Source organism: Nocardioides thalensis (genome assembly GCF_013410655.1).
In the GTDB taxonomy this organism is placed as follows: domain Bacteria; phylum Actinomycetota; class Actinomycetes; order Propionibacteriales; family Nocardioidaceae; genus Nocardioides; species Nocardioides thalensis.
This window is the reverse complement of sequence record NZ_JACCFP010000001.1, coordinates 4,284,046-4,308,288: the sequence shown is the minus strand read 5'-3', so window position 1 is coordinate 4,308,288 and position 24,243 is coordinate 4,284,046. Positions and strand designations below refer to the sequence as shown.

At 73.1% G+C, this 24,243-nt stretch carries 22 protein-coding genes; 10 read left to right on the top strand and 12 right to left on the bottom strand.

Annotation, left to right across the window (positions count from 1 at the left end):
* Positions 1 to 272: 272 nt before the first annotated feature.
* Positions 273 to 1,784: a flotillin family protein gene (locus tag HNR19_RS20940; RefSeq protein WP_179669761.1), complete on the bottom strand. Its 1,512-nt coding sequence runs from the start codon at positions 1,782 to 1,784 to the stop codon at positions 273 to 275.
* 45 nt (positions 1,785 to 1,829) lie between these two features.
* Positions 1,830 to 2,333, bottom strand: coding sequence for an NfeD family protein (locus tag HNR19_RS23340; RefSeq protein ID WP_179669760.1), 504 nt, complete (start codon positions 2,331 to 2,333; stop codon positions 1,830 to 1,832).
* A 128-nt stretch (positions 2,334 to 2,461) separates the two neighbouring features.
* Between HNR19_RS23340 and HNR19_RS20930 the strand changes: the two genes are divergently transcribed.
* On the top strand, positions 2,462 to 3,454 hold the full coding sequence (locus HNR19_RS20930) for a zinc-binding dehydrogenase (protein ID WP_179669759.1): 993 nt from the start codon (positions 2,462 to 2,464) through the stop codon (positions 3,452 to 3,454).
* Positions 3,455 to 3,500: 46 nt separating this feature from the next.
* The gene (locus HNR19_RS20925; protein WP_179669758.1) at positions 3,501 to 4,832 is read left to right on the top strand and encodes an MFS transporter; all 1,332 of its coding nucleotides are present in this window, start codon (positions 3,501 to 3,503) and stop codon (positions 4,830 to 4,832) included.
* Between the two features lie 22 nt (positions 4,833 to 4,854).
* On the opposite strand, the gene HNR19_RS20920 is transcribed toward HNR19_RS20925, so the two are convergent.
* The 5 genes from HNR19_RS20920 to HNR19_RS20900 all read right to left on the bottom strand — a co-directional run bounded on the left by HNR19_RS20920 (position 4,855) and on the right by HNR19_RS20900 (position 10,466).
* Complete coding sequence (locus tag HNR19_RS20920) at positions 4,855 to 6,093, bottom strand: low temperature requirement protein A (RefSeq protein WP_179669757.1); 1,239 nt, start codon at positions 6,091 to 6,093, stop codon at positions 4,855 to 4,857.
* 47 nt (positions 6,094 to 6,140) lie between these two features.
* Entirely contained in the window at positions 6,141 to 6,707 is a 567-nt protein-coding gene (locus HNR19_RS20915; protein WP_179669756.1) for a TIGR03086 family metal-binding protein, read from the bottom strand.
* A 5-nt stretch (positions 6,708 to 6,712) separates the two neighbouring features.
* Positions 6,713 to 7,729, bottom strand: coding sequence for a sigma-70 family RNA polymerase sigma factor (locus HNR19_RS20910; RefSeq protein WP_179669755.1), 1,017 nt, complete (start codon positions 7,727 to 7,729; stop codon positions 6,713 to 6,715).
* 587 nt (positions 7,730 to 8,316) lie between these two features.
* Positions 8,317 to 9,867, bottom strand: coding sequence for an FAD-dependent oxidoreductase (locus HNR19_RS20905; RefSeq protein WP_179669754.1), 1,551 nt, complete (start codon positions 9,865 to 9,867; stop codon positions 8,317 to 8,319).
* Positions 9,864 to 10,466, bottom strand: coding sequence for a TetR/AcrR family transcriptional regulator (locus HNR19_RS20900; RefSeq protein WP_179669753.1), 603 nt, complete (start codon positions 10,464 to 10,466; stop codon positions 9,864 to 9,866). Before HNR19_RS20900 ends, HNR19_RS20905 begins: the two co-directional genes overlap by 4 nt.
* A gap of 17 nt (positions 10,467 to 10,483) precedes the next feature.
* Between HNR19_RS20900 and HNR19_RS20895 the strand changes: the two genes are divergently transcribed.
* Together HNR19_RS20895 and HNR19_RS20890 are read left to right on the top strand one after the other, a co-directional pair.
* Positions 10,484 to 12,094, top strand: coding sequence for an FAD-binding oxidoreductase (locus HNR19_RS20895; protein WP_246303561.1), 1,611 nt, complete (start codon positions 10,484 to 10,486; stop codon positions 12,092 to 12,094).
* Entirely contained in the window at positions 12,091 to 13,008 is a 918-nt protein-coding gene (locus HNR19_RS20890) for a diacylglycerol kinase family protein (protein ID WP_179669752.1), read from the top strand. The genes HNR19_RS20895 and HNR19_RS20890 overlap by 4 nt, the downstream gene beginning before the upstream one ends.
* A gap of 151 nt (positions 13,009 to 13,159) precedes the next feature.
* Here HNR19_RS20890 and HNR19_RS20885 read toward each other — a convergent pair whose 3' ends face one another.
* A complete protein-coding gene (locus HNR19_RS20885) occupies positions 13,160 to 13,849 on the bottom strand; it encodes a pirin family protein (protein WP_179669751.1) in 690 nt (229 codons plus the stop codon).
* A 15-nt stretch (positions 13,850 to 13,864) separates the two neighbouring features.
* Between HNR19_RS20885 and HNR19_RS20880 the strand changes: the two genes are divergently transcribed.
* Together HNR19_RS20880 and HNR19_RS20875 are read left to right on the top strand one after the other, a co-directional pair.
* Positions 13,865 to 15,244, top strand: a complete 1,380-nt coding sequence (locus tag HNR19_RS20880; RefSeq protein ID WP_179669750.1) for a GH1 family beta-glucosidase — start codon at positions 13,865 to 13,867, stop codon at positions 15,242 to 15,244.
* A 34-nt stretch (positions 15,245 to 15,278) separates the two neighbouring features.
* Positions 15,279 to 15,998 (top strand): YoaK family protein, encoded by a 720-nt coding sequence (locus tag HNR19_RS20875; protein WP_343047303.1) that lies wholly within the window; start codon positions 15,279 to 15,281, stop codon positions 15,996 to 15,998.
* On the opposite strand, the gene HNR19_RS20870 is transcribed toward HNR19_RS20875, so the two are convergent.
* Positions 15,969 to 16,529, bottom strand: a complete 561-nt coding sequence (locus HNR19_RS20870) for a TetR/AcrR family transcriptional regulator (RefSeq protein ID WP_179669749.1) — start codon at positions 16,527 to 16,529, stop codon at positions 15,969 to 15,971. The two genes, HNR19_RS20875 and HNR19_RS20870, sit on opposite strands and share 30 nt — an antisense overlap.
* A gap of 48 nt (positions 16,530 to 16,577) precedes the next feature.
* Here HNR19_RS20870 and HNR19_RS20865 point away from each other — a divergent pair, with 48 nt between their 5' ends.
* Positions 16,578 to 17,450 (top strand): alpha/beta hydrolase family protein, encoded by an 873-nt coding sequence (locus HNR19_RS20865; protein WP_179669748.1) that lies wholly within the window; start codon positions 16,578 to 16,580, stop codon positions 17,448 to 17,450.
* 102 nt (positions 17,451 to 17,552) lie between these two features.
* Here the strand turns inward: HNR19_RS20865 and HNR19_RS20860 are convergent, their stop codons facing one another.
* Complete coding sequence (locus tag HNR19_RS20860) at positions 17,553 to 19,571, bottom strand: NADPH-dependent 2,4-dienoyl-CoA reductase (RefSeq protein WP_179669747.1); 2,019 nt, start codon at positions 19,569 to 19,571, stop codon at positions 17,553 to 17,555.
* 1 nt (position 19,572) lies between these two features.
* Positions 19,573 to 20,163 carry a PadR family transcriptional regulator gene (locus HNR19_RS20855; protein WP_179669746.1) on the bottom strand — a complete coding sequence of 197 codons (591 nt, stop codon included), beginning with the start codon at positions 20,161 to 20,163 and terminating at the stop codon, positions 19,573 to 19,575.
* Between the two features lie 147 nt (positions 20,164 to 20,310).
* Between HNR19_RS20855 and HNR19_RS20850 the strand changes: the two genes are divergently transcribed.
* Positions 20,311 to 21,261, top strand: a complete 951-nt coding sequence (locus HNR19_RS20850; RefSeq protein WP_179669745.1) for an NADPH:quinone oxidoreductase family protein — start codon at positions 20,311 to 20,313, stop codon at positions 21,259 to 21,261.
* Between the two features lie 12 nt (positions 21,262 to 21,273).
* On the opposite strand, the gene HNR19_RS20845 is transcribed toward HNR19_RS20850, so the two are convergent.
* The gene (locus HNR19_RS20845; protein ID WP_179669744.1) at positions 21,274 to 21,807 is read right to left on the bottom strand and encodes a CAP domain-containing protein; all 534 of its coding nucleotides are present in this window, start codon (positions 21,805 to 21,807) and stop codon (positions 21,274 to 21,276) included.
* Between the two features lie 113 nt (positions 21,808 to 21,920).
* Here HNR19_RS20845 and HNR19_RS20840 point away from each other — a divergent pair, with 113 nt between their 5' ends.
* Together HNR19_RS20840 and HNR19_RS20835 are read left to right on the top strand one after the other, a co-directional pair.
* Positions 21,921 to 23,855 carry a M13 family metallopeptidase gene (locus tag HNR19_RS20840; protein WP_179670421.1) on the top strand — a complete coding sequence of 645 codons (1,935 nt, stop codon included), beginning with the start codon at positions 21,921 to 21,923 and terminating at the stop codon, positions 23,853 to 23,855.
* Between the two features lie 68 nt (positions 23,856 to 23,923).
* Positions 23,924 to 24,241 (top strand): 2TM domain-containing protein, encoded by a 318-nt coding sequence (locus HNR19_RS20835; protein ID WP_179669743.1) that lies wholly within the window; start codon positions 23,924 to 23,926, stop codon positions 24,239 to 24,241.
* The last annotated feature ends 2 nt before the right edge of the window (positions 24,242 to 24,243 follow it).

Sequence of the window (24,243 nt, the reverse complement as noted above, 5' to 3'; positions counted from 1 at the left end):
GCCGGCCGCGAAGCGGCATCGGCCGCGAAGTCCGGGGCGGAGCCTGCGGAGCCCCCGGACGAGCGGTCGATCGTCGGCCTGGCGCCGACCAGTCCCAAATGAGCGAGCCCCCGGGACGGCATGGGGTCCATCAACCGGGGGCTCTGTCGTCTACTGCCCACCATGACGGTGGGCTATCGGTGCTCCCTCCGAAGTAAAACGACGCGCTCAGGATAGCAAGGGGGTGGGCACCCTCGGCAAGGATCCCCGGAGAAATCCCGACCCGATCCGGCTCAGGCCGGGTCGTCCTCGGCGGGGACGATCTCCGTGACCCCGTTCGAGGCGCGGGAGACCGACTTGTGCAGCATCGCCTCGACGTCGACCCCGGTCGCCGTCTTGAGCATCTGGAGGGTCTGCGCGACGTTGTCGGTGACCTGCTTGGGCAGCGCGCCGGCGCCGTCGGTCGACAGCACCGTGAGCTGGTCGATCGACGCGATGGGCGCCGCGACCTCCTTCGCGATCTGCGGGAGCACCTCGATGAGCATCTGGAGCACCGCGGCGTCGTTGTAGTGCGCGAACGCCTCGGCGCGCTTGTCCATCGCCTCCGCCTCGGCCTGGCCCACGGCCAGCGTGGCGGCCGCCTGGGCCTCACCCTCCGCGCGGGTCGCGTCGGCCTCGGCGACACGGCGGGCCTTCTCGGCCTCACCGCGCTTGGCGCCCTCGATCGCCTCGGCCTCGGCGAGCGCCGCGCGCCGGGCCTTCTCGGCCTCACCGGTGAGCCGCTGCTCCTCCGCGTTGGCCTCGGCGGCCGCGATCGTCGACGCCTTGCGCGCCTCGGCGGCCGCGATCTCCGCCGTACGGCGTGCCTCCGCCTCCTGCTCGACGCGGTAGCGCTCGGCGTCGGCCGGCTTGCGGACCTGGGTCTCGAGCTCGCGCTCGGTCAGCGCGGCCTTGCGGACGGCGACCTTCTCCTGCTCGGTCAGGATCGCCTGGTCCCGGTCGGCCTGGGCGAGCGGGCCGGCCGCCGCGGCCTGGGCGGCAGCGGCGTCGGTCTCGGCCTTGATCTCGGCCTGCTTGAGCGCGAGCGTGCGCTGGGAGACCGCGATCTCCTGCTCGGCCGCGATCTGCGCCTGCTCGGCGGCGCGGCGGGCGTTGGCCTCCGCGATCCGCGCCTCCTGGCTGGCGCGCGCTGCCTCGGGACGACCGAGGTCGGCGAGGTAGGTGCCGTCGTCGGTGACGTCCTGGATCTGGAAGGCGTCGAGGATCAGGCCTTGGCCGGTCAGCGACGACTCGGACTCGTCGGCCACCCGCTGGGCGAACGCCGCCCGGTCGCGGATGATCTGCTCGACGGTCAGGCCGCCGACGATGGAGCGCAGCGCACCGGCGAGCACCTCCTGGGTGAACGACTCGATCTCGGCCTGCTGGGCGAGGAACCGCTGGGCGGCGAGGCGGATCTGGTCGGCGTTGCCGCCCACCTTCACGATCGCCACACCGTCGAGGTTGAGCTTGATGCCCTGGCCGGAGACGGCCCCGCGGATCTGCACCGAGATCCGGCGGCTCGACAGGTCGAGGGTGGCCAGCTTCTGCACGAACGGGATGACGAAGACGCCGCCACCGAGCACAACCTTCTGGCCGGACAGGTCGGTCGTGAGCTCACCGGTCTCCGGGTTGACCACGGCCTTGCCCTTGCGGCCGGTGACGATGAACGCCTGGTTGGGGCCGGCGACCTTGTAGCGGCTGGTGATGAGCAGCACCAGCAGCACGAGGAGTACGACGATCCCGGCGATGGGAAGCAGCAGTTCCATGACGATCCTTCTTCTGGCCTTCTCTGGCGTTCGGTGAGGGGGGCGTTAGCTCGGGGACTTCCACACCGCGGCGACGTTGACCGCCGTGGGGGACACGACGCCGATGACGTTGACCTCGTCACCGGCCTCGATGGGCGTGTTCGCGCGGGCGTTGTAGGTGACGGTGTGCCCGCCGACGACGACGCGGATGACGCCGTAGCCGTCACCGGGGATCGCCGTGACGACCTTGCCGACCTGGCCGACGGTGTCGCTGATCGAGATCGTGCCGTCGCTGGGGCCCTCCTTGACCAGGCGCGTGAGCCACCAGGCGAACCAGCCGACCAGGAGGCCGGCGCCGAGTGCCACGGCGACGGACACCGGCCAGGGCGCGTCCGCCGCATCGGCAGCGGCGCCACCGAAGCCGAACGCGGAGACGAACCCGCCGATCGCGGCGCTCCCGATCCAGTCGGCCTCGAGCGCGTCGAGCGCGCCGTCGAGGACGTCGCCGGCGACCAGGGACACGAGCACCAGGACGAGTCCGGCGATGCCGAGGGCGAGGAAGACGGTCACGGGCTCTCCGGGGAAGCGGGGCGGGGTGACGTGATCGTATCCCCGCGACACCGCCCCAAACCGGGGGTCGCCAGGACTGCTGGGCGCCCGCTTGACCTCAACTTCACTTGAGGTTGTCTGCTTGTCCCATGCACGCCATCCGACTGCACGAGCACGGTCCCGCCGACAACCTCCGACTCGAGGAGCTGCCCGACCTCGATCCCGGTCCGGGCGAGGTCCGGATCGCGGTGGAGGCCGCGGGCGTCCACCTCCTCGACACCACCCTCCGCAAGGGCGAGCCGGGGCCGTTCCCAGCCCTCCCGCTGCCCACGATCCCGGGCCGCGAGGTCGCCGGCGTCGTCGACCGGGTCGGCGCCGGTGTGCCTGACGAGTGGCTCGGACGCCGGGTCGTGGCCCACCTCGGGATGGTCCCCGGCGGGTACGCCGAGCAGGCGGTCTGCGACACCGGCCTGCTGCACGCGGTGCCCGATGGCGTGGACCCGGCCGCCGCCGTGGCCGCCATCGGCACCGGCCGGACCGCCCAGGGCATCCTCGAGCTGGACCCGCCCACCAGCGACGACGTCGTGCTGGTGCCGTCCGCTGCCGGCGGCCTCGGCTGGCTGCTCGCCCAGTCCGCCCGGCGCGTGGGGGCACAGGTCGTCGCCGCGGCGGGCTCGCCCGACCGCGCCGCCGCGCTCGACGGCCTCGGCGCCGACCTGGTCGTCGACTACGGCGCCCCGGGCTGGGACGAGAAGGTGCGGGCGTCGTACGACGGCGGCGTGACGCTGGTCTACGACGGTGTCGGCGGTGCCGTCGGCCGTACGGCGCTGGAGCTGCTCGCGCCCGGCGGCCGGCTGGTGATGTTCGGCTACTCCTCCGGCGCCGCCACCCGGCTGACGACCGACGACCTGGTGAGCCGCGGCATCAGCGCCGGCTGGTCCCTCGGCCCGCGGATGCAGCGGCTGCCCGGCGGCATCCCCGGCCTCGCCGCCCGCGCGCTCGCCCGGGTCGCGGCAGGGGAGTGGGAGCCACTCGTGACGGCGTACCCGCTGGCCGACGCTGCCCGCGCCCACGACGACCTCGAGGGCCGGCGCGCCCTCGGCAAGGTCGTGCTCGTCACGTCGCACGCTGCCGCGCGATGAATCGGGTGGCCGATGTCGGTCCTCACCCCCAGACTGTGAGGACCCCATGACCGACCAGCTGACCACCGATCCCCTCGGCAACGACGCGCCCCCGCCGGCGCCCTCGGGCCGTCGTCTCCCGCGCGCGCTGACGCCGTTCCGCCACTCCGCCTACCGCCGGCTCGGCAGCGCCCTGGTGCTGACCTCGTTCGGCAGCGGCGTGTGGATCGTGGCGCTGGTGTGGGAGGTCATCCGCATCGGCGGCGGCCCCGCGCAGCTCTCGATCGTCTCGACCGCGAGCGCGGTCGGCGTGCTGCTGCCCGCCCTGCTCGGCGGCGTGGTCGCCGACCGGATCCCCCAGAAGCTGATCCTGATGGCCGTCGCCGGCGTCGAGATCGTCGGCATGGCGCTGGTCGCCGCGCTGTCGTGGGCCGACCTCACCCAGGTCTGGCACCTGGCGGCGGTGTCGTTCGTGACCGGCATGGCGATGGCGTTCTACTACCCCGCCTACTCGGCGTGGCTGCCGGCGCTCGTGCCCGAGTCCGACCTGATGGCGGTCAACGGCTTCGAGGGCATGGTGCGCCCGACCGTCGGGCAGGCGCTGGGGCCCGGCGCCGCGGGCCTGGTCGTCGGCGCGGCGTCGTCGTCGGCGGCGCTGTCGATCGCGGCCGGGGCCAACCTGCTCGGCCTCCTGGTCCTGACGTTGGTGCCGCTCACCGCCGTACGCCGTGAGCTGGCGGAGCCCGGGCCGGGCGGCGCCGCCCATGCCGTCGCGACCGCGCTGGCCGACATGCGCGAGGGCTTCGTCTACATGGTGCGCACGCCCTGGCTGCTGGCCACGCTGCTCTTCGCCTCGGTGATGATCCTGGTGATGATGGGCCCGCTCGAGGTGCTCGTGCCGTTCCTGATCAAGGACGAGCTGGGCGGTGGTCCGGGCGACCACGCCCTGGTGATGGCGATGTTCGGCATCGGCGGCGCGGTCGGGTCGATGGTGATGGCCTCGCTCCGGATGCCGCGGCGCTACCTCACCTGGATGAACCTGCTGTGGGGAGTCGGCTGCCTGCCGTTCCTCGTCGTCGGGTTCGCGACCGAGGTGTGGCAGGTCGCTGCCGCGGCGTTCGTGATGGGCGCGCTGTTCTCGGCGCCGATGGTCATCTGGGGCACGCTGCTCCAGCGGCGGGTGCCGCCCGCGCTGCTCGGCCGGGTGGCCTCGCTCGACTTCTTCGTGTCGATCAGCCTGATGCCGGTCTCGATGGCGCTGTCGGGCCCGGTCTCGGAGTGGCTGGGCCTCGGGACAACGTTCGCGATCGCGGCGCTGGTCCCGGTGGTCGCCGCCGTGGTGGCGGTGGTGTGGGCCAAGCTGCCCGCCGACGAGCTCGCCCACCCGCTCGCCGACTGACCCACGTGCTGGCGGCCCCGGGCTAGCTGCGCAGCGCCGCCAGCACCTCGGCGTTGTGGCGGTGGCCGACCGTTTCGTAGCCGAGCACCGTCACCCACGGCGTGAGCGAGAGCACCAGCAGGCACGTGATGAGACCGGCGCCGCTGGCCGCCATCAAGACCGGCGCGACCAGGAGCACGACCGTGACCGCCATCAGCAGCAGGTGGAACGGGTCGGCGCTCCAGCTGATCAGCGCGTAGAACAGGTACAGCCCCAGCGTGTAGATGCCGAGCGGGACCGCCACCGTCAGGACGGTGGCCACCCGGGTGAGGTCGCTGTGGTGGTCGACGTAGTAGGCGGCCGCATGGAGACCCGCCCCGACCGCGACGATCGCGCCGAACAGGGGCATGTGGCCGTAGCCCCACACGAACGACCGCTGCCGTCGGTAGGTGAGGATCTCGGCGTGCGGCAGCACGAAGTAGGTCCACCACATCCCGAACGTCAACGCCGTGCCGGCAAGCGCGAGCAACGCGACCTCGAGCGTGAGCCCGTCCTCGGTGAACGGCGTCAGCGCCGCCATCGTGCCGATCATCCCCTCGCCGAGCGCGATGATCACCATCAGCCCGTAGCGCTCGGCGATGTGGTGGGGGTGCCACGGCGGCCCGCCGTACCGGCGCTCGGCGACGTACGGCCCGGAGACCTCGATCAGGAACGGCACCATCATCGCGACGAACGTCGTGGTCACGGGGAGGTCGACGATAGCGAGCACGCACCACAGGACCTGGGACGCGACGATCGAGACGCCGTACACGGCGTGCACCTGGCGCCGGCCTGCGTCGTGGCGCGACGCGCGCCACCACTGGGCGAGCATGGCCACGCGCATCACGACGTAGCCCCAGACCATCACGTCGTTGTCGAGGGTGTCGCCGTGGTGGATCGACTCGAACATCGGCGGGAGGCCGAACGCGAAGACCAGCACGCCGACCATCTGCAGCATCGTGGTGAGGCGGTAGATCCAGTCGTCGGTGTCGTACGCCGACGCGAACCACGTGAAGTTGATCCACGCCCACGAGATGCCGAACGTGGCGAACGCGAAGCCGACGATCCCGGCGACGACGTGGTCCTCGACCAGCGCGTGGGAGAGCGAGTTGGCGGCCGTCCCGAAGGCAACGACGAAGGTCAGGTCGAAGAGGAGCTCGAGCGGTGTTGCTGCGCGGTGCCCCTCGTCGGGGTCGCGGCCGAGCATCCGGCGACGCCTGTGCTGCAGGGTCTCCTCAGGCATGGGCGCGAGTCTAGGACCGCAGGTGCGCCGTGCAACCCGCCCTGGCTTCAGGCCGCGCGGCCGAGCAGCGCCAGCAGCCGGCGGGCGGGCCCGGCGCCGTCGGGCACCGGGACCGGCGGCCCGAACTCCCCGTCCTGCTCGAGCGCGATCGCGAGCGCCGTCGGCATCAGGGCCTCGGCGAACGGAGCGGGAACCGGTACGGCGGAGCCGGTCGCCTGGTGCACGTCCCACCCGTGGACCGTGATCTCGACCGCCGCGAGCCGGGCGATCGTGCCGACCGGCATCGGCCGCCCGCCGACCAGCACGATCGGCGTGGTGGCGCTCGCCCAGGCGCCGAGCAGGTGGCACGCCTTGAGGCGGATGGCGTCGAGCCGCTGCGCGAGCGGCGCCGGCGCGGCGCTGTGCAGGCCGATGGCGCCGTCGGCGCCCTCGGAGAACGCGTCGAGCGCGTCCTCCATGTGCGCGAGCAGGTCGCCGAGCCGCCACAGGTCGCAGGGCGTCGGGTGGCACAGGTGCTCGGGGCGCACCGAGGCCAGCGCACCCCGTGTGTAGTCGAGCGCGCGCTGGAGCAGGTCGACCCCCGGGTCCGCCGTGGGGCCGGGGAGTGCGGTCACGACGCTCAGCTCGCCGCGGGCAACGGCCGGTAGTCGGCCGGCAGCCGGTCGGGCAGGCCGAGCCGGGTGAAGTGCTCGGCGCCGAAGAACGCCGTGACGTGGCGTACGGCGGCGCGGTCGCCGTCGAGCTCGAGCACCTGCACGTGGAACGGCACGAAGTGGCCGTCGCGCTGACGCATGTAGAGCCCGAACGCCGGCTGCCCGTTGGCCATCGTCGCGATCATCGGCATGTCCTCGACGCCGCCGGGGCACTTGGAGCCGATCAGCTCGCCGATGGTGGCGGCACCGCGGTAGTGGTTGAGGAACGGCGGCATGTCCCACGTGGCGTCGTAGGTGAGCAGCTTGACGATGCGGTCGATGTCCTTGGCCCAGAACGCCTCGAGGTAGGCGTCGAGCAGGGCGCGCTGCTCGACGGTCAGCTCGGGGCTCACGGTGTCGGGGGTCAGGCCGCGCTCGCCGAGCTGGGCGTGCGCGCGCTGGAGCGCGGAGTTGACCGCCGCGGTGGTCGTGTCGAGCGCGGTGGCCGTCTCGGCGGCCGTCCAGCGGAGCACGTCGCGCAGGATGAGGACGGCGCGCTGGCGGGCCGGCAGGTGCTGGAGCGCGGCGACGAACGCGAGCCGGATCGTGTCGCGCTCGGCGACCTCGACGGCCGCGTCGGGGATCGGCTCCAGCCACGGCACCTCGGCGTCCTGCTCGAGCGCGTCGCCGGCGAGCGAGTCGGCGGTGCCGAGCCCGGCCGGGAGCGGCCTGCGCGGACGGCCCTCGAGGTTGGTCAGGCACACGTTGGTCGCGATCTTGTAGAGCCACGTGCGGACCGAGCTGCGGCCCTGGAAGCTCGCCGACGCCTTCCACGCCCGCAGGAACGTCTCCTGCACGAGGTCCTCGGCCTCGTGCACCGACCCGCTCATCCGGTAGCAGTGAGCCATCAGCTCACGCTGGTAGCGCCCGGTGAGGGCGTCGAAGTCCGCCAGCTCGTCCGGCGTCGTGGTTGCCTGCTCGGTGTCGGTCACTGCCGTCCCCATTGCTCGCTCCCCAGGGTTGTCGAGTCTGCCTCAGAGGTCGACTCGCGTCGACCCGGAAATTCATCGGGGCCGGATTCATGGGATTTGTGTCGGGTCGGGATCGTGTCGGGGTGCGGCCGGACGCCGGGCGCTGCCCGTGTCGAGATGGGGTGGTCCCGGTCGTGTCGGGGCGCGTCCGGGCGCCGGCCGCGGCTCCCGGCTTGCTCGCTCCGCCGCGCGACGGCGCTCTGTGGTTGCGCGCCGCTCAGTGCGGGGCGCCGGCGCGTCGTCGCGAAATCGCCGGGAGCCGCACCCGTCGCCCGGCCGCACCCCACCAAGGTCGCGGGGTGGGGATCAACCGGTGGCCATGCGGGTTCGTATCTGATTGGTCTGCGGTCCCATCCCACCGGCGACCGTGACGGTCACGCGCAGCGGTGCGGTCCGGGAACGGGGTTGCTTCCCGGCGATTTCGCGACGACGCGCCGACGCCCCAGCCGAAGCGGCGCCCAGCCCGAGAGCGTCGGACGCGGAGGAGCGAGCAAGCCGGGAAGCAGCGCCGGGCCCGGGCCGGACCGCACCCAGGACCGCCACGATCCAACAAATCAAGCTCAGGCAGAGGCCCCCACGAGCTCCAGGGCCCGTCGCGCCAGCGGCTCGGCAACGGTCCTATCGAGCGGGACAAGGCCGACCCGGGTGCGCCGGTCGAGGAGGTCGTCGATGTCGTGGGCGCCCTCGTGGGTGATGCCGAAGACGAGCTCGGCGAGGGTGACCGGGACGGTGTCGCCGGCCGGCGCGAGCAGCGCGGCGTCGGACAGGCCGGTCGCGGCGGCTGCGGAACCCAGGACGAGGGCGGCGTCGACGCCGTACCTGCGGACCAGCCGGGCGAAGCCGGGGCGGCCGTCGGCGGCGGCGAGGGCGGTGAGCTCGGCGCGGGGCGCCGCGCCGGAGAGCGGGAGGGTGCGGGTCACGCACGCGCCGGCGGCGAGGCCGGCACGGGCGACCGCGGCGTCGACGGCGTCCTCGGCCATCTGGCGGTACGTCGTCAGCTTGCCGCCGACGATGGTGACGACCCCGGTGCGGCTGACGACGGTGGCGTGCTTGCGGGAGAGGTCGGCGGTGTGGTCGTCGCCGCTGTCGAGCAGCGGCCGGAGCCCGGCGTACGCGCCGACGACGTCGGAGCGGCGCAGCGGTCGCTCGAACGACGCGGACACGACGTCGAGGAGGAAGCCGATCTCGACCTCGGTCGGCACGGCCACGTCGGGGATCGGTCCCTCGACGGGCTCGTCGGTGAGGCCGACGTAGATCGTGCCGTCGGGCTGGGGCAGCACGAGCACGAAGCGGTTGGACTCGCCGGGGATCGGCGCGAACACCGCCGCCCCGAGGCCCGGGAGCGTGTCGGCGCGGAGCACCAGGTGGGTGCCGCGCGACGGGCGCAGCTTGATCTCGTCGACCAGGTCGCCGGCCCAGACGCCGGCGGCGTTGACGACCATGCGGGTCCGGACGTCGCGTACGGCGCCGGTCAGCTCGTCGCGGAGGGTCACGAGCGTGCCGGTCGCGGACAGGACCCGGGCGCGGGTGTGGACGGCGGCGCCGTGCTGGGCGGCGGTCCGGGCGATGGTGGTGACGAGGCGGGCGTCGTCCTCGAGCTGGCCGTCCCAGCCGAGCAGTCCGCCGCGCAGGCCGTCGTGGCGCAGCGGCGGGGCGTAGCGCAGCGTGTCGCCGCGGTCGATCCGCCGGGGCCGGGGGAGGGTGCCCTCGCTCGTGCGGGCGGCGCGGCGCAGCAGGTCGCCGGCGAAGAGACCGCCGCGGGCGATGGTGGCGTGCAGCCGGTCGACCGAGGCCGAGAGCGGGATGAGCGTCGCCATCGAGCGGGTGAGGTGGGGGGCCGTGGTCTCCATCAGGATGCCGCGCTCGACCGCGCTCTCGTGGGCGATGCCGACGTGGCCGCTGGCGAGGTAGCGCAGGCCGCCGTGCACCAGCTTGGACGAGAAGCGCGACGTACCGAAGGCCAGGTCGTGGGCGTCCACCGCGAGCACCCGGAGGCCGCGGGTCGCCGCGTCGAGCGCGACGCCTGCGCCGGTGACGCCGAGGCCGACGACGACGAGGTCGACGTCGGACGGCGCGCCGGCCAGGCCGGGCGTGATGCGGGTCGGGGTCACGGGGCGAGCACCTCCACGACCAGGCGGTGCAGCTCGGCCTCGAGCGCCTGCTCGGTCACGGCGTCGTCGACCATCGTCTGGGCCGACAGCACGAACCCGTGGACCGCGAGCAGCAGCGTGCGCGCGATGGTCTGCGCGTCGCCGGCTCGGACGCTGCCGGCGTCCTGGCCGGCGAGGATCGCGGCGACCAGCACCTCGAGCACGAGGTCCTGCGACCGACCGCGGCGGGACAGCAGGTAGGGGAGGATCAGCTCGGGGTCGAGCTCGACGATCCGCACGAACAGCTCGTTGTCGCGCAGCGCCTTCACCGCGCGGACCAGGGCGTCGGCCACCTGCTCGGGGCCGGGCACGGTGCCGTCGTCGGCGCTGGTGGTCTCGGCGACGAGCTCGCCCCACTCACGGGTCATCAGGTCGGCGAGCAGGCGCGGCATGTCGGCCCACGTGCGGTAGATCGTCATCCGCGAGACGCCCGCGCGGCGGGCGACCTCGGTGAGCGTCGTGCGGCGCCAGCCGACGTCGAGGATGCAGGCGCGCGCCGCGTCGAGGTAGGCGTCGCGCGGGCTGCGGTCCGGCTCCGGCTTGTGACGAAGTGACGTCATGTGTCACACTGTAACACATGACCGAGCTCAGCACCGACCGCCGCCAGCCCGAGATGCCCGCCACCCGGTGGGGCGACCCGGCCGAGGCGGGCCCGCTCCCGGACAGCGTCCGCGGCCTCGTCGGCATGGTGTTCCCGCTCGGCGACACCCCGGCGCGCGAGGACGTGACGGTGCCCGCGCCGGCGCTGGCCGCCGAGCTGCTCGACTCCCTCCGCTCCCTCCTCGGCGAGGAGCAGGTGATCGTCGACGACGAAATACGGCGGGTGCGCACCCGCGGCAAGTCGACGCCCGACCTGCTGCGCCAGCGCGCCGGCGACCTGTCCGACGCCCCGGACGTCGTGGTCCGCCCCCGTGGGCACGACGAGGTGCAGGCGCTCCTCGGCTGGGCGGCCGAGCACCGGGTGGCGGTGACCCCGTTCGGCGGCGGCACCGCGGTCACCGGCGGCCTGGCCGTCGACCGGGCGGGCTTCGCCGGCGTCGTGTCACTCGACCTCGGCGGCATGCGTCGCCTGCTGTCGGTCGACCCGGTCTCGTCGACCGCCGTCCTCGAGCCGGGCCTCCGCGGCCCCGAGGCCGAGGCGCTGCTCGCCGAGCAGGGCCTGATGCTGGGCCACTACCCGCAGTCGTTCGAGTTCGCGTCGATCGGCGGCTTCGCCGTGACCCGGTCGAGCGGCCAGTCGAGCGCCGGCTACGGCCGGTTCGACTCGATGGTCGTCGGGCTGCGCGTCGCCACCCCCAGCGGGGACGTGCGGCTCGGCTCCTCGCCGGCAAACGCGTCCGGCCCCGACCTGCGCGAGCTGTTCCTCGGCTCGGAGGGCGCGTTCGGCGTCATCACCGAGGTGACCGTGCGGGTCCGACCGCTGCCGGAGGTCAAGGTCTACGAGGGCTGGCACTGGCCGTCGTTCGCCGCCGGCGCCGACGCGATGCGGGCGCTCGCGCAGTCCGACCTGCTGCCCACCGTGCTCCGGCTCTCCGACGAGAACGAGACCGCGATCAACCTCGCCCGCCCCGACGCGATCGGCGGCGAGGGCTCCGCGGGATCCGTTGCCTCCGGCGGCTGCCTGATGATCGCCGGCTACGAGGGCACGCCCGAGGCCGTCGCGGCCAAGCAGGCGGCGGTCACCGCCGCGCTCGAGAAGCTCGGCGGCACCGCGCTCGGTCCCGAGCCCGGCGAGTCCTGGTCGGAGGGCAGGTTCGCGGCGCCGTACCTCCGCGACTCGCTGCTCGACGTCGGCGTGCTGGTGGAGACGCTGGAGACCGCGACGTTCTGGTCCAAGCGCGACGAGCTCTACCGTGCCGTGTCCGCGGCGCTCACCGAGACGCTCGGCGAGGGCACGCTGGTGCTCTGCCACATCTCCCACGTCTACGCGACCGGCTGCTCCCTCTACTTCACGGTCGCGACCGAGGGCGGCGAGCAGCCGCTCGAGCGGTGGCTGCCCGCCAAGGCGGCCGCGTGCGAGGCGATCGTCGCGTGCGGCGCGGCGATCAGCCACCACCACGCCGTCGGCACCGACCACAAGCCCTACCTGGCCGCCGAGATCGGCGAGGTGGGCGTCGCGGCGCTGCGGGCGGTCAAGGCCGCCCTCGACCCGCAGGGCGTGCTGAACCCCGGGGTGCTGATCCCGTGACGCGGTCCTACAGCTTCCTGGTCAACCCCACGTCCGGCGGAGGTACGGCGCCGCGGGTCGTCGTGCCGGTCGCCCGGCGGCTCCGGGAGGCCGGTGCCGCGGTCGAGGTGACCTACACGAGCTCGGCGGCCGACGTACCCCCGCTCGTGAAGGCGGCCGTCGCGGCGGGCTCGGTCGTGGTCGCCGTCGGTGGCGACGGGATGCTGTCGTCGGTCGCGGGCGAGGTCGCCCGGGCCGGCGGCGTGCTCGCGGTGCTGCCCGCGGGGCGGGGCAACGACTTCGTGCGCCAGCTCGACCTGCCGGCCGATGCCGACGCTCAGGTGCGGTTGCTCGAGACAGGCGAGCCGCGGCCGATCGACCTGCTCGCGGTGACCGGCGGCGCGGAGGTGCTGGTGGCGGGCTCGGTCTACTGCGGGGTCGACGCGCGCGCCGGCGAGCTGGTCAACCGGTCACACTGGCTGCCGTCGAAGCTCCAGTACCCGGTCGCCACGGTGCGCGCGTTGGCGACGTACCGCCCCTTCGACCTCGCCGTCACGCTCGAGGGTGACGACGGTGTGCAGCACTCGCAGCACCGCGCCGCGTGTGTCGTGGTGGCCAACTCCGGCTATTACGGCAAGGGCGTCCACATCGCGCCGTCGGCCGTGGTCGACGACGGCGCGCTCGACGTGGTCGTCATCGAGGCGGCCGGACGCCTCGACCTCATCAGGTCGCTGCCCAAGGCCTACGACGGCAGCCACGTCGCCCTCGACGAGGTGACCGTGCTCCGCGGCCGGCGGGTCACGATCAGCGGCACCTACGACGACGGCAGCGCGGTCCCCGCCGGCGCCGACGGCGAGCCGCTCGGCTCCCTCGGCACGGCCGCCGACCCGCTCACCGTCGAGCTCCGCCCCGGCGCCGTCCGCATGCTCGCCTGACCGCCGAGTCGCGAGTGGTGGTCCGCCGAGTTGTGAGTGATGGCGGGTCGAGATGTGCCTCGGGGTGAGAGCGGCGTCGTACGTCGCCGCCGCAGGACAGGTCGAATGACCATCACCTCCAACTGGGCGCGCCATCACCTACAACTCGGCGTCAGGGGAGGGACCACACCAGCAGGTCGGTGGGTACGCCGGCCGCGACCTCGTGCGCGGGCTCGTCGGTCATGAGGAACGCGTCGCCGTCGTGCAGCGGCTCGGCCAGCGAGGAGCGGAGCAGGGCACCGGAGGCGACGTACACGTGGAGGCGCGGGGCCGCCGGCAGGGTGAGCGTCTCGCCCGCATCGAGCCGGGCGACGGCGTACGCAGCGCCGGCGACGCCGACCGGGAGCGGGCCGTCAGCGCCGGCCACCGGCACCAGGCCCGCGCCCGGCGCCGCATCGACAGCAGCGGACGCGTAGGCGGGATCGCGCTCGGCGTCGTCCGGCGTGAGCCAGACCTGCACGAATCGCGCCGGCCCGGCGGTCGACGCCATCTCGGAGTGCCGAACGCCCGCGCCGGCCGACAGCACGGCCACCTCGCCGGCGCCCAGGGTGCGCTCGGTGCCGGTCGAGTCGGTGTGCACCAGCTCGCCGGAAAGCACGGTCGTCACGATCTCCAGCCCGCTGTGCGGGTGCTCGTCGAAGCCCCGGCCGGTGCCGAGGAGGTGGTCGTCGTGGCAGACCATCGGACCGAACGACGCCCACTCGGGGTCGTAGTGCGCCCCGAAAGCGAAGGCGTGCCGCGTCAGGAGACCGGGGTTCCGGTCCAGGAATCGGGCGTTTGATCTGCGAACCTTCACCGTCACAGGCAGGATTGTGCCGTGGCCTCCGACGCGCCGGGTCCGGCGCCGTACCCAAGGCTGCCTGGGGGCTTCCGCTTCGGCGTCTCCACGGCGGCGTACCCGATCGAGGGCGCGACCGTCGAGGACGGGCGCGGCCCGAGCATCTGGGACGCCTTCGCGGCCCTGCCCGGCGCCATCGACGACGGCACCGACGCGAGCACGGCGGCCGACCACTACCACCGCGTGGAGGAGGACGTCGCGCTGCTCGCGCGGCTGGGCGCGCCGGGCTACCAGTTCTCGATCGCGTGGCCGCGCGTGCTGCCGACCGGGCGCGGCGAGGTCAACCAGCGCGGCCTCGACCACTACGACCGCCTCGTCGACCGGCTGCTCACCGCCGGCATCGAGCCGGTGGTCTCGCTCTACCACTGGGACCTCCCGCAGGCGCTGCAGGACGACGGCGGCTGGCTCAACCGGTCGACGGTCGACGCGTTCGCCGAGTACACCGCGGTCGTGGGCGAGCGGCTCGCCGACCGGGTCCACCAGTGGATCCCGATCACCGAGCCGAGCGTGGTCGCGATGCGCGGCTACGGCATCGGGGAGCACGCCCCGGGCCAGCACCTCCTCTTCGACTGCCTCCCAGCGGCTCACCACCTGCTGCTCGCGCACGGCCGCGCCGCGATCGAGCTGCGGCGCCTCGGCGCGGCGGAGGTCGGGTGCTCCAACAACCACTCGCCGATGTGGCCGGCGAGCGACGACGAGGCCGACGTCGGCGTGACGAAGCTCTTCGACCAGCTCTGGAACGGGATGTTCCTCGAGCCGATGATCTTCGGCCGCTATCCCGAGGACGTCGCCGAGGTCATGGACCAGTACGTGCAGCCCGGCGACCTCGCGACGATCCGCCAGCCGCTCGACTTCTACGGCGTCAGCTACTACAGCCCGCTGCGGGTGGCGGCCACGACCGACGAGAACGCCGACAGCCCGTTCCGGTTCATGGAGGTGCTCGGCCGGCCGAGCACCGACGCGGGCTGGGCGGTCGTGCCCGAGGCGCTGCGGGAGTGGCTGATCATGACCCGCGCCCGCTACCGCGCGGGCCTGCCGCCGCTCGTCATCACCGAGTGCGGCGCGGCGTACGTCGACACGCCCGACGAGACGGGCGTCGTCGACGACCAGCAGCGGATCGAGTGGCTCGCCGCGCACGTGGAGGCCGTCGCGGCCGCCGTACGGCGGGGCGTCGACGTGCGCGGGCTCTACGTCTGGACGCTCCTCGATGCCTGGGAGTGGCGACGCGGGTACACGGCGCCGTACGGCCTGGTGCACGTCGACCGCGAGACCCAGCAGCGCACGCCGAAGCGGTCGTTCGAGTGGTACGCCGGCCTGATCGAGGCCAACCGCGACCGGATCGAGGACGAGCCCGCCTGACCGGCGCGGTGACTCGGTCCGCGAAAATGGTTGCGTGATCGCCCGCCTCCGCTCCCTGCCGGCCGACCGGCTGCACCTGTGGCTGATGCTGGCGCTGACGTTCTCGGCGGGCATCAACGACGCGGTCGGCTTCCTCGGCCTCGACCGGGTGTTCACCGGCAACATGACCGGCAACGTGGTCATCCTCGGCATGGGTGTCGCCGGCGGCGAGGACCTGCCCGTGCTCGGCCCGGCGCTGGCGCTGGCCGGGTTCATGGCCGGCGCCGCGCTCGCGGGCCGCGCGCTGCGACGGGCCACGACCTCGTGGACACGCGCGACGACGGTCCTCTTCGCCATCGTCGCGGTGCTGATGTTCGGCCTCGCCGTGGTGCTGTTCGTGGTCGGCGAGGACCCCGAGCAGCACGTGCGCGTCACCGCGACGACGACGGCGGCCGTGGCGATGGGCGTGCAGGCCGCGACCGCCCGTCACGTCGCGGTGCCGGAGGTCTCCACGGTCGTCGTGACGTCGACGATCATCGGCTTCGCCGCCGACTCGGTCTTCGGCAACGGGCGGCACCACCACGGCTGGCGCCGGTTCCTGGCCGTGTCGCTGATCGTCCTCGGCGCCGCCGCCGGCACGCTGATGCTCGAGGTGCACCTGGCGGTGGGGCTGCTGGTGGCCGGCGTGATCACCGCGGCCGTCACGGTGACCGGCGCGCTGCACGCACCCGCGGCGCAGGCGGCGTCAGCGGTCCAGGGCGGTCGCCAGCAGTAGGTGCAGCTCGGTCATCACGTCGTCGAGCGGCGCGATCGACCGCTCCGCGCGGCACAGCGCCACGGCTCCCTCGACGGCGGCGATCAGCGTCCGGGCGAGGCGCGGCGCACGCTCGCTCGCGACGCCGGCGTCGGCCAGCACGCTCTCCAGCCCGGACTCCCACGACGCGAAGACCTCGGTGGCCACGCCGGCGAGCGCCTCGTCGTCCTCGGTGGCGACAGCGAGTACGGCGCACCCGGTGCGGAACTCGGTGCTCTCGAGGACCGCCCGCCACTCCTGCGAGAGGACGTCGAGGGCAGCGCCCGCTCCGCGCTCGCGGCCCGACTCGATGATCCGGGTGATGTGGGCGCCGATGGTGCGGACGGCCTCCTCGACCAGCTGCTGCTTGCCGCCGGGAAAGTGGTGGTAGGTCGAGCCGAGGGGCACGCCGGCCTCCTTGGCGAGCTCCCGCAGGCTGGTGCGCCCGGCGCCACGGGTGCCGACCATGCGGGCGGCGCCGTGGACCATCCGGGTGCGTGTGTCGCGGGCCATGGGCACATCCTATTGCGCGGACTATGACGACTGTCTTAGAGTCTCACCATGAACTATGACACCCGTCATAAGACCACGGTCAAGGGCTCGGTGGTCGCCGACGACGGCAGAGCGCTGGAGACCACGACGTTCGAGCCCGACGACCGGCCCCGCGGCGTCGTACTCCTCGTGCCGGCGATGGCGACGCCGTCGCGGTTCTACGCATCGTTCGCCCGATGGCTCGCCGACCGCGGCTTCCGCGCGGTGACGTTCGACTACCGCGGCATGGAGAGCATCGCCGCGATGAAGGCAGAGCGCGCCGACGTCGACCGCTGGGCGGCCGACGCCCGGGCGGTCCTCGACGCGGTGGCCGACGACGCCGGCGACCTGCCGGTCACGTGGCTCGGCCACAGCCTGGGCGGGCAGGTGATCCCGTTCGTCGACCACTCTCGCATCGCCCGGATCGTGACGGTCTCGGCCGGCAACGGCTACTGGCGGCACAACGTCGGCGCGATCAAGTGGATCGCGCCCGCGATCTGGCTGGGGATCTCACCGGTCGCGACGCGGGTCGCGGGCTACTTCCCCGGCAGCCGGCTGCGCCTGGTCGGCGACCTGCCGACCGGCGTCGTACGCCAGTGGGGGCGGTGGTGCCTCCACCCCGACTACCTGCACCGCGACCACCCCGACTCGGCGGCCCTCTTCGCCGAGGTGAAGGCGCCGATCATGTCGCTCTCGTTCACCGACGACGAGCTGCTCGGTGCCTCCAGCATCGCCTCGCTGCACGACTGGTACACCAACGCCGAGCAGGTGCGGCAGCGCTACTCGCCCGACCAGCTCGACGGTCGCCGTACCGGGCACCACGGGTTCTTCCGGTCCTCCCACGAGGACCTGTGGGACGAGCTGGTGCTGCCGTGGGTCGCCGGCTCGCAGCGCCAAGACTGACGGTTCGGCACACCAACCCTGCCCGTTCGGCACGCAAACCGTGCCCGTTCGGCACGCCAACCGTGCCCGTTCGGCACGCCAACCGTGCCCGTTCGGCGGGAGTCAGAGGGCCGCGACGACCTCGGTGGCCTGGCGGATGGCGCGCTTGGCGTCGAGCTCGGCGGCGACGTCGGCGCCGCCGATGACGTGGCGGTGCTGCTGGTTGTCGGAGGTGGTGTCGACGAGGTCGCGCACCGACTCCTGGCCGGCGCAGACGACGACGTGGTCGACCTCGACCACCTCCGGCTCGCCGTTGACGGTGAGGTGGAGGGCGACGCCGTCGGCGAGGTCCTCGATGCGGTCGTAGGTGGCGCCGCTGATCTGCCGCACGCCCGACTGCTTGAGCACCGCGCGGTGCGCCCAGCCGGAGGTCTTGCCGAGGCCGACGCCGATCGGGGTGGTCTTGCGCTGGATCAGGGTCACCTGGCGCTTCGCCTCGCGGGCCTTGGGCTCGGTGAGGCCGCCGCGGTGGAGGCTCGGGTCGCCGACGCCCCAGTGCGCCATCCACTGGTCGTGCGTCTCGGGTGAGTGGGTGAGCCACACCGACACGTCCACGCCGATGCCGCCGGCGCCGATCACGGCGACCCGCTGGCCCGGCACCTTCGCGCCCGACAGCACCTCGTCGTAGCGCAGCACCCGCGGGCTGTCGATGCCCGGGATGGCCGGCACGCGCGGGGCGACGCCGGTCGCGAGCACGACCTTGTCGTACGTCGCGAGCGCGTCCTGCGTGGCCTCGGTGCGGAGCCGCACGTCGACGCCGAGCACCTCGAGCCGTCGCGTGTAGTAGCGCAGGGTGTCGGTGAAGTCCTCCTTGCCGGGCACCGCCATCGCGAGCCGGAACTGTCCGCCCAGCTCGCCCGAGCGCTCGAACAGCGTGACCGCGAAGCCGCGCTCGGCCGCGGCGGTCGCGGCCGCAAGGCCGGCCGGGCCGGCGCCGACGACTGCGACCGTCCTCCGCGTGCGGGTGGGCAGGAGCACCAGCTCGGTCTCGCGTCCGGCCCTCGGGTTGACCAGGCACGAGACCTTCTTGTTCTTGAAGGCGTGGTCGAGGCAGGCCTGGTTGCAGGCGATGCAGGTGTTGATCTCGTCGGCCCGGCCCGCGGCGGCCTTGTTGGCGAACTCGGGGTCGGCCAGCAGCGGGCGCGCCATCGAGACCAGGTCGGCCTGGCCGTCGGCGAGCAGCTGCTCGGCGAGCTCGGGGGTGTTGATCCGGTTGGACGCGCAGACCGGCACGGAGACCTCGGCCTTGAGGCGGGCGGTGTAGTCGGTCCACGCGCCGCGCGGCACCTGGGTGATGATCGTGGGCACCCGCGCCTCGTGCCAGCCGATGCCGGTGTTGAGCACGGTCACGCCGGCCGCCTCGAGGCGGTGTGCGAGCTCGATGGTCTCGTCCCAGGTCTGGCCGTCCTCGACCAGGTCGATGAGGGAGATCCGGTAGATGATCGGGAAGTCGTCGCCGACCAGCTCGCGGCTGCGGCGCACGATCTCGACGGGGAAGCGCATCCGCTTCTCGGCGCTGCCGCCCCACGCGTCGGTGCGGTCGTTGGTGCGGGCGGCGAGGAACTGGTTGATCAGGTAGCCCTCGGAGCCCATGATCTCGACGGCGTCGTAGCCGGCCTTCCGCGCCAGTGCGACCGAGCGGGCGAAGTCGGAGGCGGTGCGGTCGACCGCCTTCGTCGACAGCCGGCCGGGCTTGAAGGGCGTGATCGGCGACTTCCTGTCCGACGCGCTGACGTTGAACGGGCTGTAGCCGTAGCGGCCGGCGTGCAGCACCTGGAGGGCGATCGCGCCACCCTCGTCGTGCACCGCCTCGGTGACCCGCTGGTGCCGGATCGCGTGCAGCCGCGTGGTCATCTCCGAGCCGAAGGGCTTGAGCCAGCCGCGCTTGTTGGGCGCGAAGCCTCCGGTGACGATCAGGCCGGCGCCGCCCTTGGCGCGCTCGGCGTAGAACGCCGCGAGCTTCGGGAGGTCCCACGGGTAGTCGTCGAGGCCGGTGTGCATCGAGCCCATGACGAGCCGGTTGCGCAGCCGCAGCGGACCGAGGTCCAGGGGCGCCATCAGGTGGGGGTAGGGCGTCGTCATGTCAGTCCTTCGCGGCCGGGCGTGCGTCGAGGTGTGCGTCGCGGTGTGCATCGTGGTGTGCGTCGAGGTACTCGGTGAGCCACGCGATCTGCCCCTCCTCGAGGAGGATGCCGCCGCGCAGCACGAGGTACTGGTCGAGCGCGTGGCCGGAGAGGCCGGCCACCCCGTCGGGGTAGTCGCGCTTCATCAGGTGCCGGTAGTGGTCGAGCCGGAGCTCGTGGTCGGCGACGTGGGCGCGCACCGACTCCAGCACCGCGGCGCGCCCGGCCGCTCCGCCGTACGACGCACCGCGCATCTTGACCGCGAGCTCGCTGCGCAGCGGCGACTCGGGGGTCGGTGCGGCGAGCCAGTCGGCGAGCGCCTCCCGGCCGATCGGCGTCACGTCGTAGACCTTCTTGTCGGGGCGGCCCTGCTGGGCGACGGTCTCCACGGAGACCCAGCCGTCGCGCTCCATCCGGCCGAGCACCCGGTAGATCTGCTGGTGCGTCGCGCTCCAGAAGTGCCCGATCGAGCGCTCGAACCGGCGGGTCAGCTCGAGCCCGGACGCCGGCTGCTCCCGCAGCGCGACGAGGAGGGCGTGCTCGAGGGCCATGGCCCGAGGGTGGCACGGCTATGCAACGAGTTGCAAGCCCGTGTGACAGCGCTAACCGAGTGAGCGAGCGGCGGCGCCGGCGAGGAACGAGACGAAGCGCCGAGCGCGAGCGAGCGAGGAAGGCGCGAAGCGCCTAACCTCCGGTCCATGCGCGCCGTGAGAGTCGTCAGCCCGACCGGACCGTCCGACGTCATCGTCGAGGAGGTGCCGGACCCGACGCCCGGGCCGGGCGAGCTCCTCGTCGAGGTGCACCGGGTCGGCGTCTCCTTCCCCGACCTGCTGCTCAGCCGCGGGGAGTACCAGCTCAAGCCCGAGCCGCCGTTCACGCTCGGTGTCGACTACGCCGGCGTCGTCGTCTCCGGACCGGGCTTCGAGCCGGGGCAGCGGGTCGCCGGCGTCGGCTCGTACGGCGGCGCGTCCGAGCTCGTGGCCGCCCACCCGGAGGGGGTCTTCGCGCTGCCCGACAACGCGTCGTACGACGACGGCGCGGCGCTGCCGATGAACTACCTGACGGCGCTGTTCGCGCTCGAGGAGCGCGGGCAGGTGCGGGAGGGCGAGACGGTCCTCGTGCACGGCGCCGCCGGGGGTGTCGGGACGGCGACGCTCCAGGTCGCGAAGGGCCTCGGCGCGCGCACGGTGGCCGTGGTGAGCACCGAGGAGAAGGCGGCGTTCGCGAAGGAGGCCGGCGCCGACGAGACCGTCCTCGTCGACGGGTTCCGCGAGGCGCTGAAGGAGCCGGTCGACGTGGTCGTCGACGTCGTCGGCGGCGACGTCTTCACCGACTCGCTGCGCTCGCTCGCGCCGCAGGGCCGGCTGCTGGTCGTGGGTTTCGCCGCCGGGCAGGGCATCCCGGAGGTCAAGGTCAACCGGCTGCTGCTCAACAACGTCGACGTGCGCGGCGTCGGCTGGGGCGCCTACGCGATGGTGCGCCCGGGCTACATGCAGGCGCAGTGGCAGCGCCTCGTTCCGATGATCGAGGCCGGGGTCGTGCGGCCGCCGATCGGCAAGGTCTACGCCCTCGAGGACTTCGGGCAGGCGCTGGTCGACATGGACAACCGCGCGACGCTCGGCAAGTCGGTGGTCCGGGTGCGCGACTGACCTGCGGCGCGGCTACTTCCTGCCGAAGACCTGGGTCCACCAGGCGGCGCCGTCGGCGCGCACCAGACCGACGCCGATGTGCCGCAGCCGGCAGTTCAGGATGTTCGCGCGGTGGTCCTTGCTGCCCATCCAGCCGCGGACGACCGCGCGCGGGGTGGGATATCCGTAGGCGATGTTCTCGGCGGCCATCGTCCAGTTCTTGTAGCCGGCGTTGGTGAGCCGCCTCCCGAGGTCCGGCTCGCCGGGCAGCTGGTGGGACAGGCCGTCGGGATAGCCGACGTCGGCCATCCGCTGGGTGTGCCGGCGCGCGGCCTTGCGGAGGCTCGTGCGGAAGTCCAGCGCCTTGCAGCCGTGGTTCCGGCGCTTCTGGTTGGTCAGCGCGATGACCTTGCGCTCGGCCTTTGCGGTGCCGGCGGCCGCAGTGCCGGCGGAGGAGGGTGAGCGCTCGGCGGCCGGGTCCGAGGCGGGTACGGCGGCCGCCGTACCCCCCGAAGCGAACAGCGCCCCGAGCAGCGCCAGGACGACCAACGTGGGCGTGTGCGTCATCTCTCCAGTGTCGGCACGCCTCGCGGCGGCGCACAACTGTTGCAGAACCCGCCGCCGCCCGACACCTACGTAGGATCGGCTCCGTGACGATCCTCGACGACGCTCGCCCGGGCATGGACCCCGACACCCGACCGCAGGACGACCTCTTCGGCCACGTCAACGGCACCTGGCTCCGGGAGGCGGAGATCCCGTCCGACCGCTCGAGCTGGGGGCCGTTCGTCCAGCTCGCCGACGTCGCGGAGCGGCAGGTCCGCGACATCATCACCGAGCTCGCGGAGTCTCGTGAGGGCGGCACTGCGGCACCCTCGATCGCCGAGATGTCCGAGGCCGACAAGATCGCCGCGCTCTACAACTCGTTCATGGACACCGAGGCCATCGCCACCCTCGGACTCGGGCCGGTGCGCGCGCAGCTCGACGCGGTCAAGGGCCTGCGCGACGTGCGCGACCTCGCCGCGTTCCTCGGCGAGTTCGAGCGGATCGGCGGCTACGGGCTGTTCGGCTCCTACGTCAACACCGACGACCGCAACTCCGACCGCTACCTGTTCCACGTCTTCCAGGGCGGCCTCGGGCTCCCGGACGAGACCTACTACCGCGAGGACAAGCACGCCGAGACCCGCGAGAAGTACGTCGCCTACCTGACCCGGATGCTCACCCTCGGCGAGCACCCCGACCCGGCCGGCGCCGCGCAGCGGATCCTCGAGCTCGACACGGTCCTGGCCCGCGGCCACTGGGAGCGCGCCGAGACCCGTGACGTGCAGAAGACCTACAACCTGCGCACGATCGACGAGCTCAAGGCGATGTGCCCCGCCTTCGACTGGGACGTCTACGTCCGCAACCTCGGCGGCGACGACCGGACCCTCGCGGAGGTCTGCGTGCGGCAGCCGTCGTACTTCGAGCACCTCTCGACGGTGCTCGAGGAGACGCCGCTCGACGTGTGGCAGGACTGGCTCCTCAGCCACGTGCTCCGCTCGGCCGCGCCGTACCTGCCCGACGAGTTCGTCGAGACCAACTTCGACTTCTACGGCCGCACGCTCAGCGGGACGCCGGAGCTGCGTGCCCGCTGGAAGCGCGCGGTGTCGTTCGTCGAGGGCGCGATGGGCGAGGCCGTCGGCCGGCAGTACGTCGCGCGCCACTTCCCGCCCGACTCCAAGGCGCAGATGGACGACCTGGTGGCCAACCTGCTCGCGGCCTACCGCGAGTCGATCGGCGCCCTCGACTGGATGACCGAGGAGACCAAGCAGCGGGCCTACGAGAAGCTCGCGACGTTCCGGCCCAAGATCGGCTACCCCGACGAGTTCCGCGACTACAGCAACCTCCAGGTCGTGCCGCACGACCTCGTCGCGAACGCGCAAGCAGCGACCGCCTTCGAGACCGATCGGCACCTCGCCAAGATCGGCGCGCCGGTCGACCGCGACGAGTGGTTCATGCTGCCGCAGACGGTCAACGCCTACTACAACCCGGGCACCAACGAGATCTGCTTCCCGGCGGGCATCCTGCAGAAGCCGTTCTTCAGCCCCGACGCCCACCCGGCGGAGAACTACGGCGGCATCGGCGCCGTCATCGGCCACGAGATCGGCCACGGCTTCGACGACCAGGGCGCGCAGTACGACGGCGCCGGCAACCTCAACGACTGGTGGACCCCCGACGACAAGGCGGCGTTCGAGCTGCGGTCGAAGGCGCTCATCGACCAGTACGACGGCCTCGAGCCGCGCGGTCTGCCGGGCGAGAAGGTCAACGGGGCACTGACCGTCGGCGAGAACATCGGCGACCTCGGCGGGCTGACCATCGCCCACAAGGCCTACGTCATCTCGCAGGGCGGAGAGGCCTCCGTCGAGGACCGGCGCCGGCTGTTCCTCAACTGGGCCTACATCTGGCGGACCAAGCGACGCGACGAGCTCGCGCGGCAGTACCTCACCACCGACCCGCACAGCCCGCCGGAGTTCCGCGCCAACATCGCGCGCAACCTCGAGGAGTTCCACGAGGTGTTCGGCACCCAGCCGGGCGACGGGCTGTGGCTCGACCCGGCCGATCGCGTCCGCATCTGGTGACCCTGATCCGACCCTGAGATCGGGGAAACGGCCTTGCGGATGCCGCGCACCAGGTGTGTCCTGGTGCCATGACCCAGAGCAGCTACGAGCCGTACGTGCCGGGTCGGCCGGCGCCCGAGGACCGCGCGCCCGCGGACCGCGCACCGGCGGTCCGTGCCTCCGCGGGGTGCGCGCGCAAGCGCGACGACGGCCCCGACCTGGGCTTCTTCCTGCTGCCGACGGTGATCTGCACGGCGATCTGGCTGATGTCCGGCGGCGGCTACTTCTGGCCGATGTGGGTGATGCTCGGCACCGGGATCCCGGTCGTGCTCGGCGGCCTCGCCCGGCTCGACCGGCGGCAGAAGGCGCGCCGCGCACACGGACACTGCCCGACCTGCGGCCACTGAGC

Excerpts from the sequence above, each read along its gene's own strand:
- HNR19_RS20940 (WP_179669761.1), bottom strand. The coding sequence starts at position 1,784 with ATGGAACTGCTGCTTCCCATCGCCGGGATCGTCGTACTCCTCGTGCTG.
- HNR19_RS20930 (WP_179669759.1), top strand. The coding sequence starts at position 2,462 with ATGCACGCCATCCGACTGCACGAGCACGGTCCCGCCGACAACCTCCGA.
- HNR19_RS20925 (WP_179669758.1), top strand. The coding sequence starts at position 3,501 with ATGACCGACCAGCTGACCACCGATCCCCTCGGCAACGACGCGCCCCCG.
- HNR19_RS20920 (WP_179669757.1), bottom strand. The coding sequence starts at position 6,093 with ATGCCTGAGGAGACCCTGCAGCACAGGCGTCGCCGGATGCTCGGCCGC.
- HNR19_RS20910 (WP_179669755.1), bottom strand. The coding sequence starts at position 7,729 with ATGGGGACGGCAGTGACCGACACCGAGCAGGCAACCACGACGCCGGAC.
- HNR19_RS20900 (WP_179669753.1), bottom strand. The coding sequence starts at position 10,466 with ATGACGTCACTTCGTCACAAGCCGGAGCCGGACCGCAGCCCGCGCGAC.
- HNR19_RS20895 (WP_246303561.1), top strand. The coding sequence starts at position 10,484 with ATGACCGAGCTCAGCACCGACCGCCGCCAGCCCGAGATGCCCGCCACC.
- HNR19_RS20870 (WP_179669749.1), bottom strand. The coding sequence starts at position 16,529 with ATGGCCCGCGACACACGCACCCGGATGGTCCACGGCGCCGCCCGCATG.
- HNR19_RS20865 (WP_179669748.1), top strand. The coding sequence starts at position 16,578 with ATGAACTATGACACCCGTCATAAGACCACGGTCAAGGGCTCGGTGGTC.
- HNR19_RS20860 (WP_179669747.1), bottom strand. The coding sequence starts at position 19,571 with ATGACGACGCCCTACCCCCACCTGATGGCGCCCCTGGACCTCGGTCCG.
- HNR19_RS20855 (WP_179669746.1), bottom strand. The coding sequence starts at position 20,163 with ATGGCCCTCGAGCACGCCCTCCTCGTCGCGCTGCGGGAGCAGCCGGCG.
- HNR19_RS20850 (WP_179669745.1), top strand. The coding sequence starts at position 20,311 with ATGCGCGCCGTGAGAGTCGTCAGCCCGACCGGACCGTCCGACGTCATC.
- HNR19_RS20845 (WP_179669744.1), bottom strand. The coding sequence starts at position 21,807 with ATGACGCACACGCCCACGTTGGTCGTCCTGGCGCTGCTCGGGGCGCTG.
- HNR19_RS20840 (WP_179670421.1), top strand. The coding sequence starts at position 21,921 with ATGGACCCCGACACCCGACCGCAGGACGACCTCTTCGGCCACGTCAAC.
- HNR19_RS20835 (WP_179669743.1), top strand. The coding sequence starts at position 23,924 with ATGACCCAGAGCAGCTACGAGCCGTACGTGCCGGGTCGGCCGGCGCCC.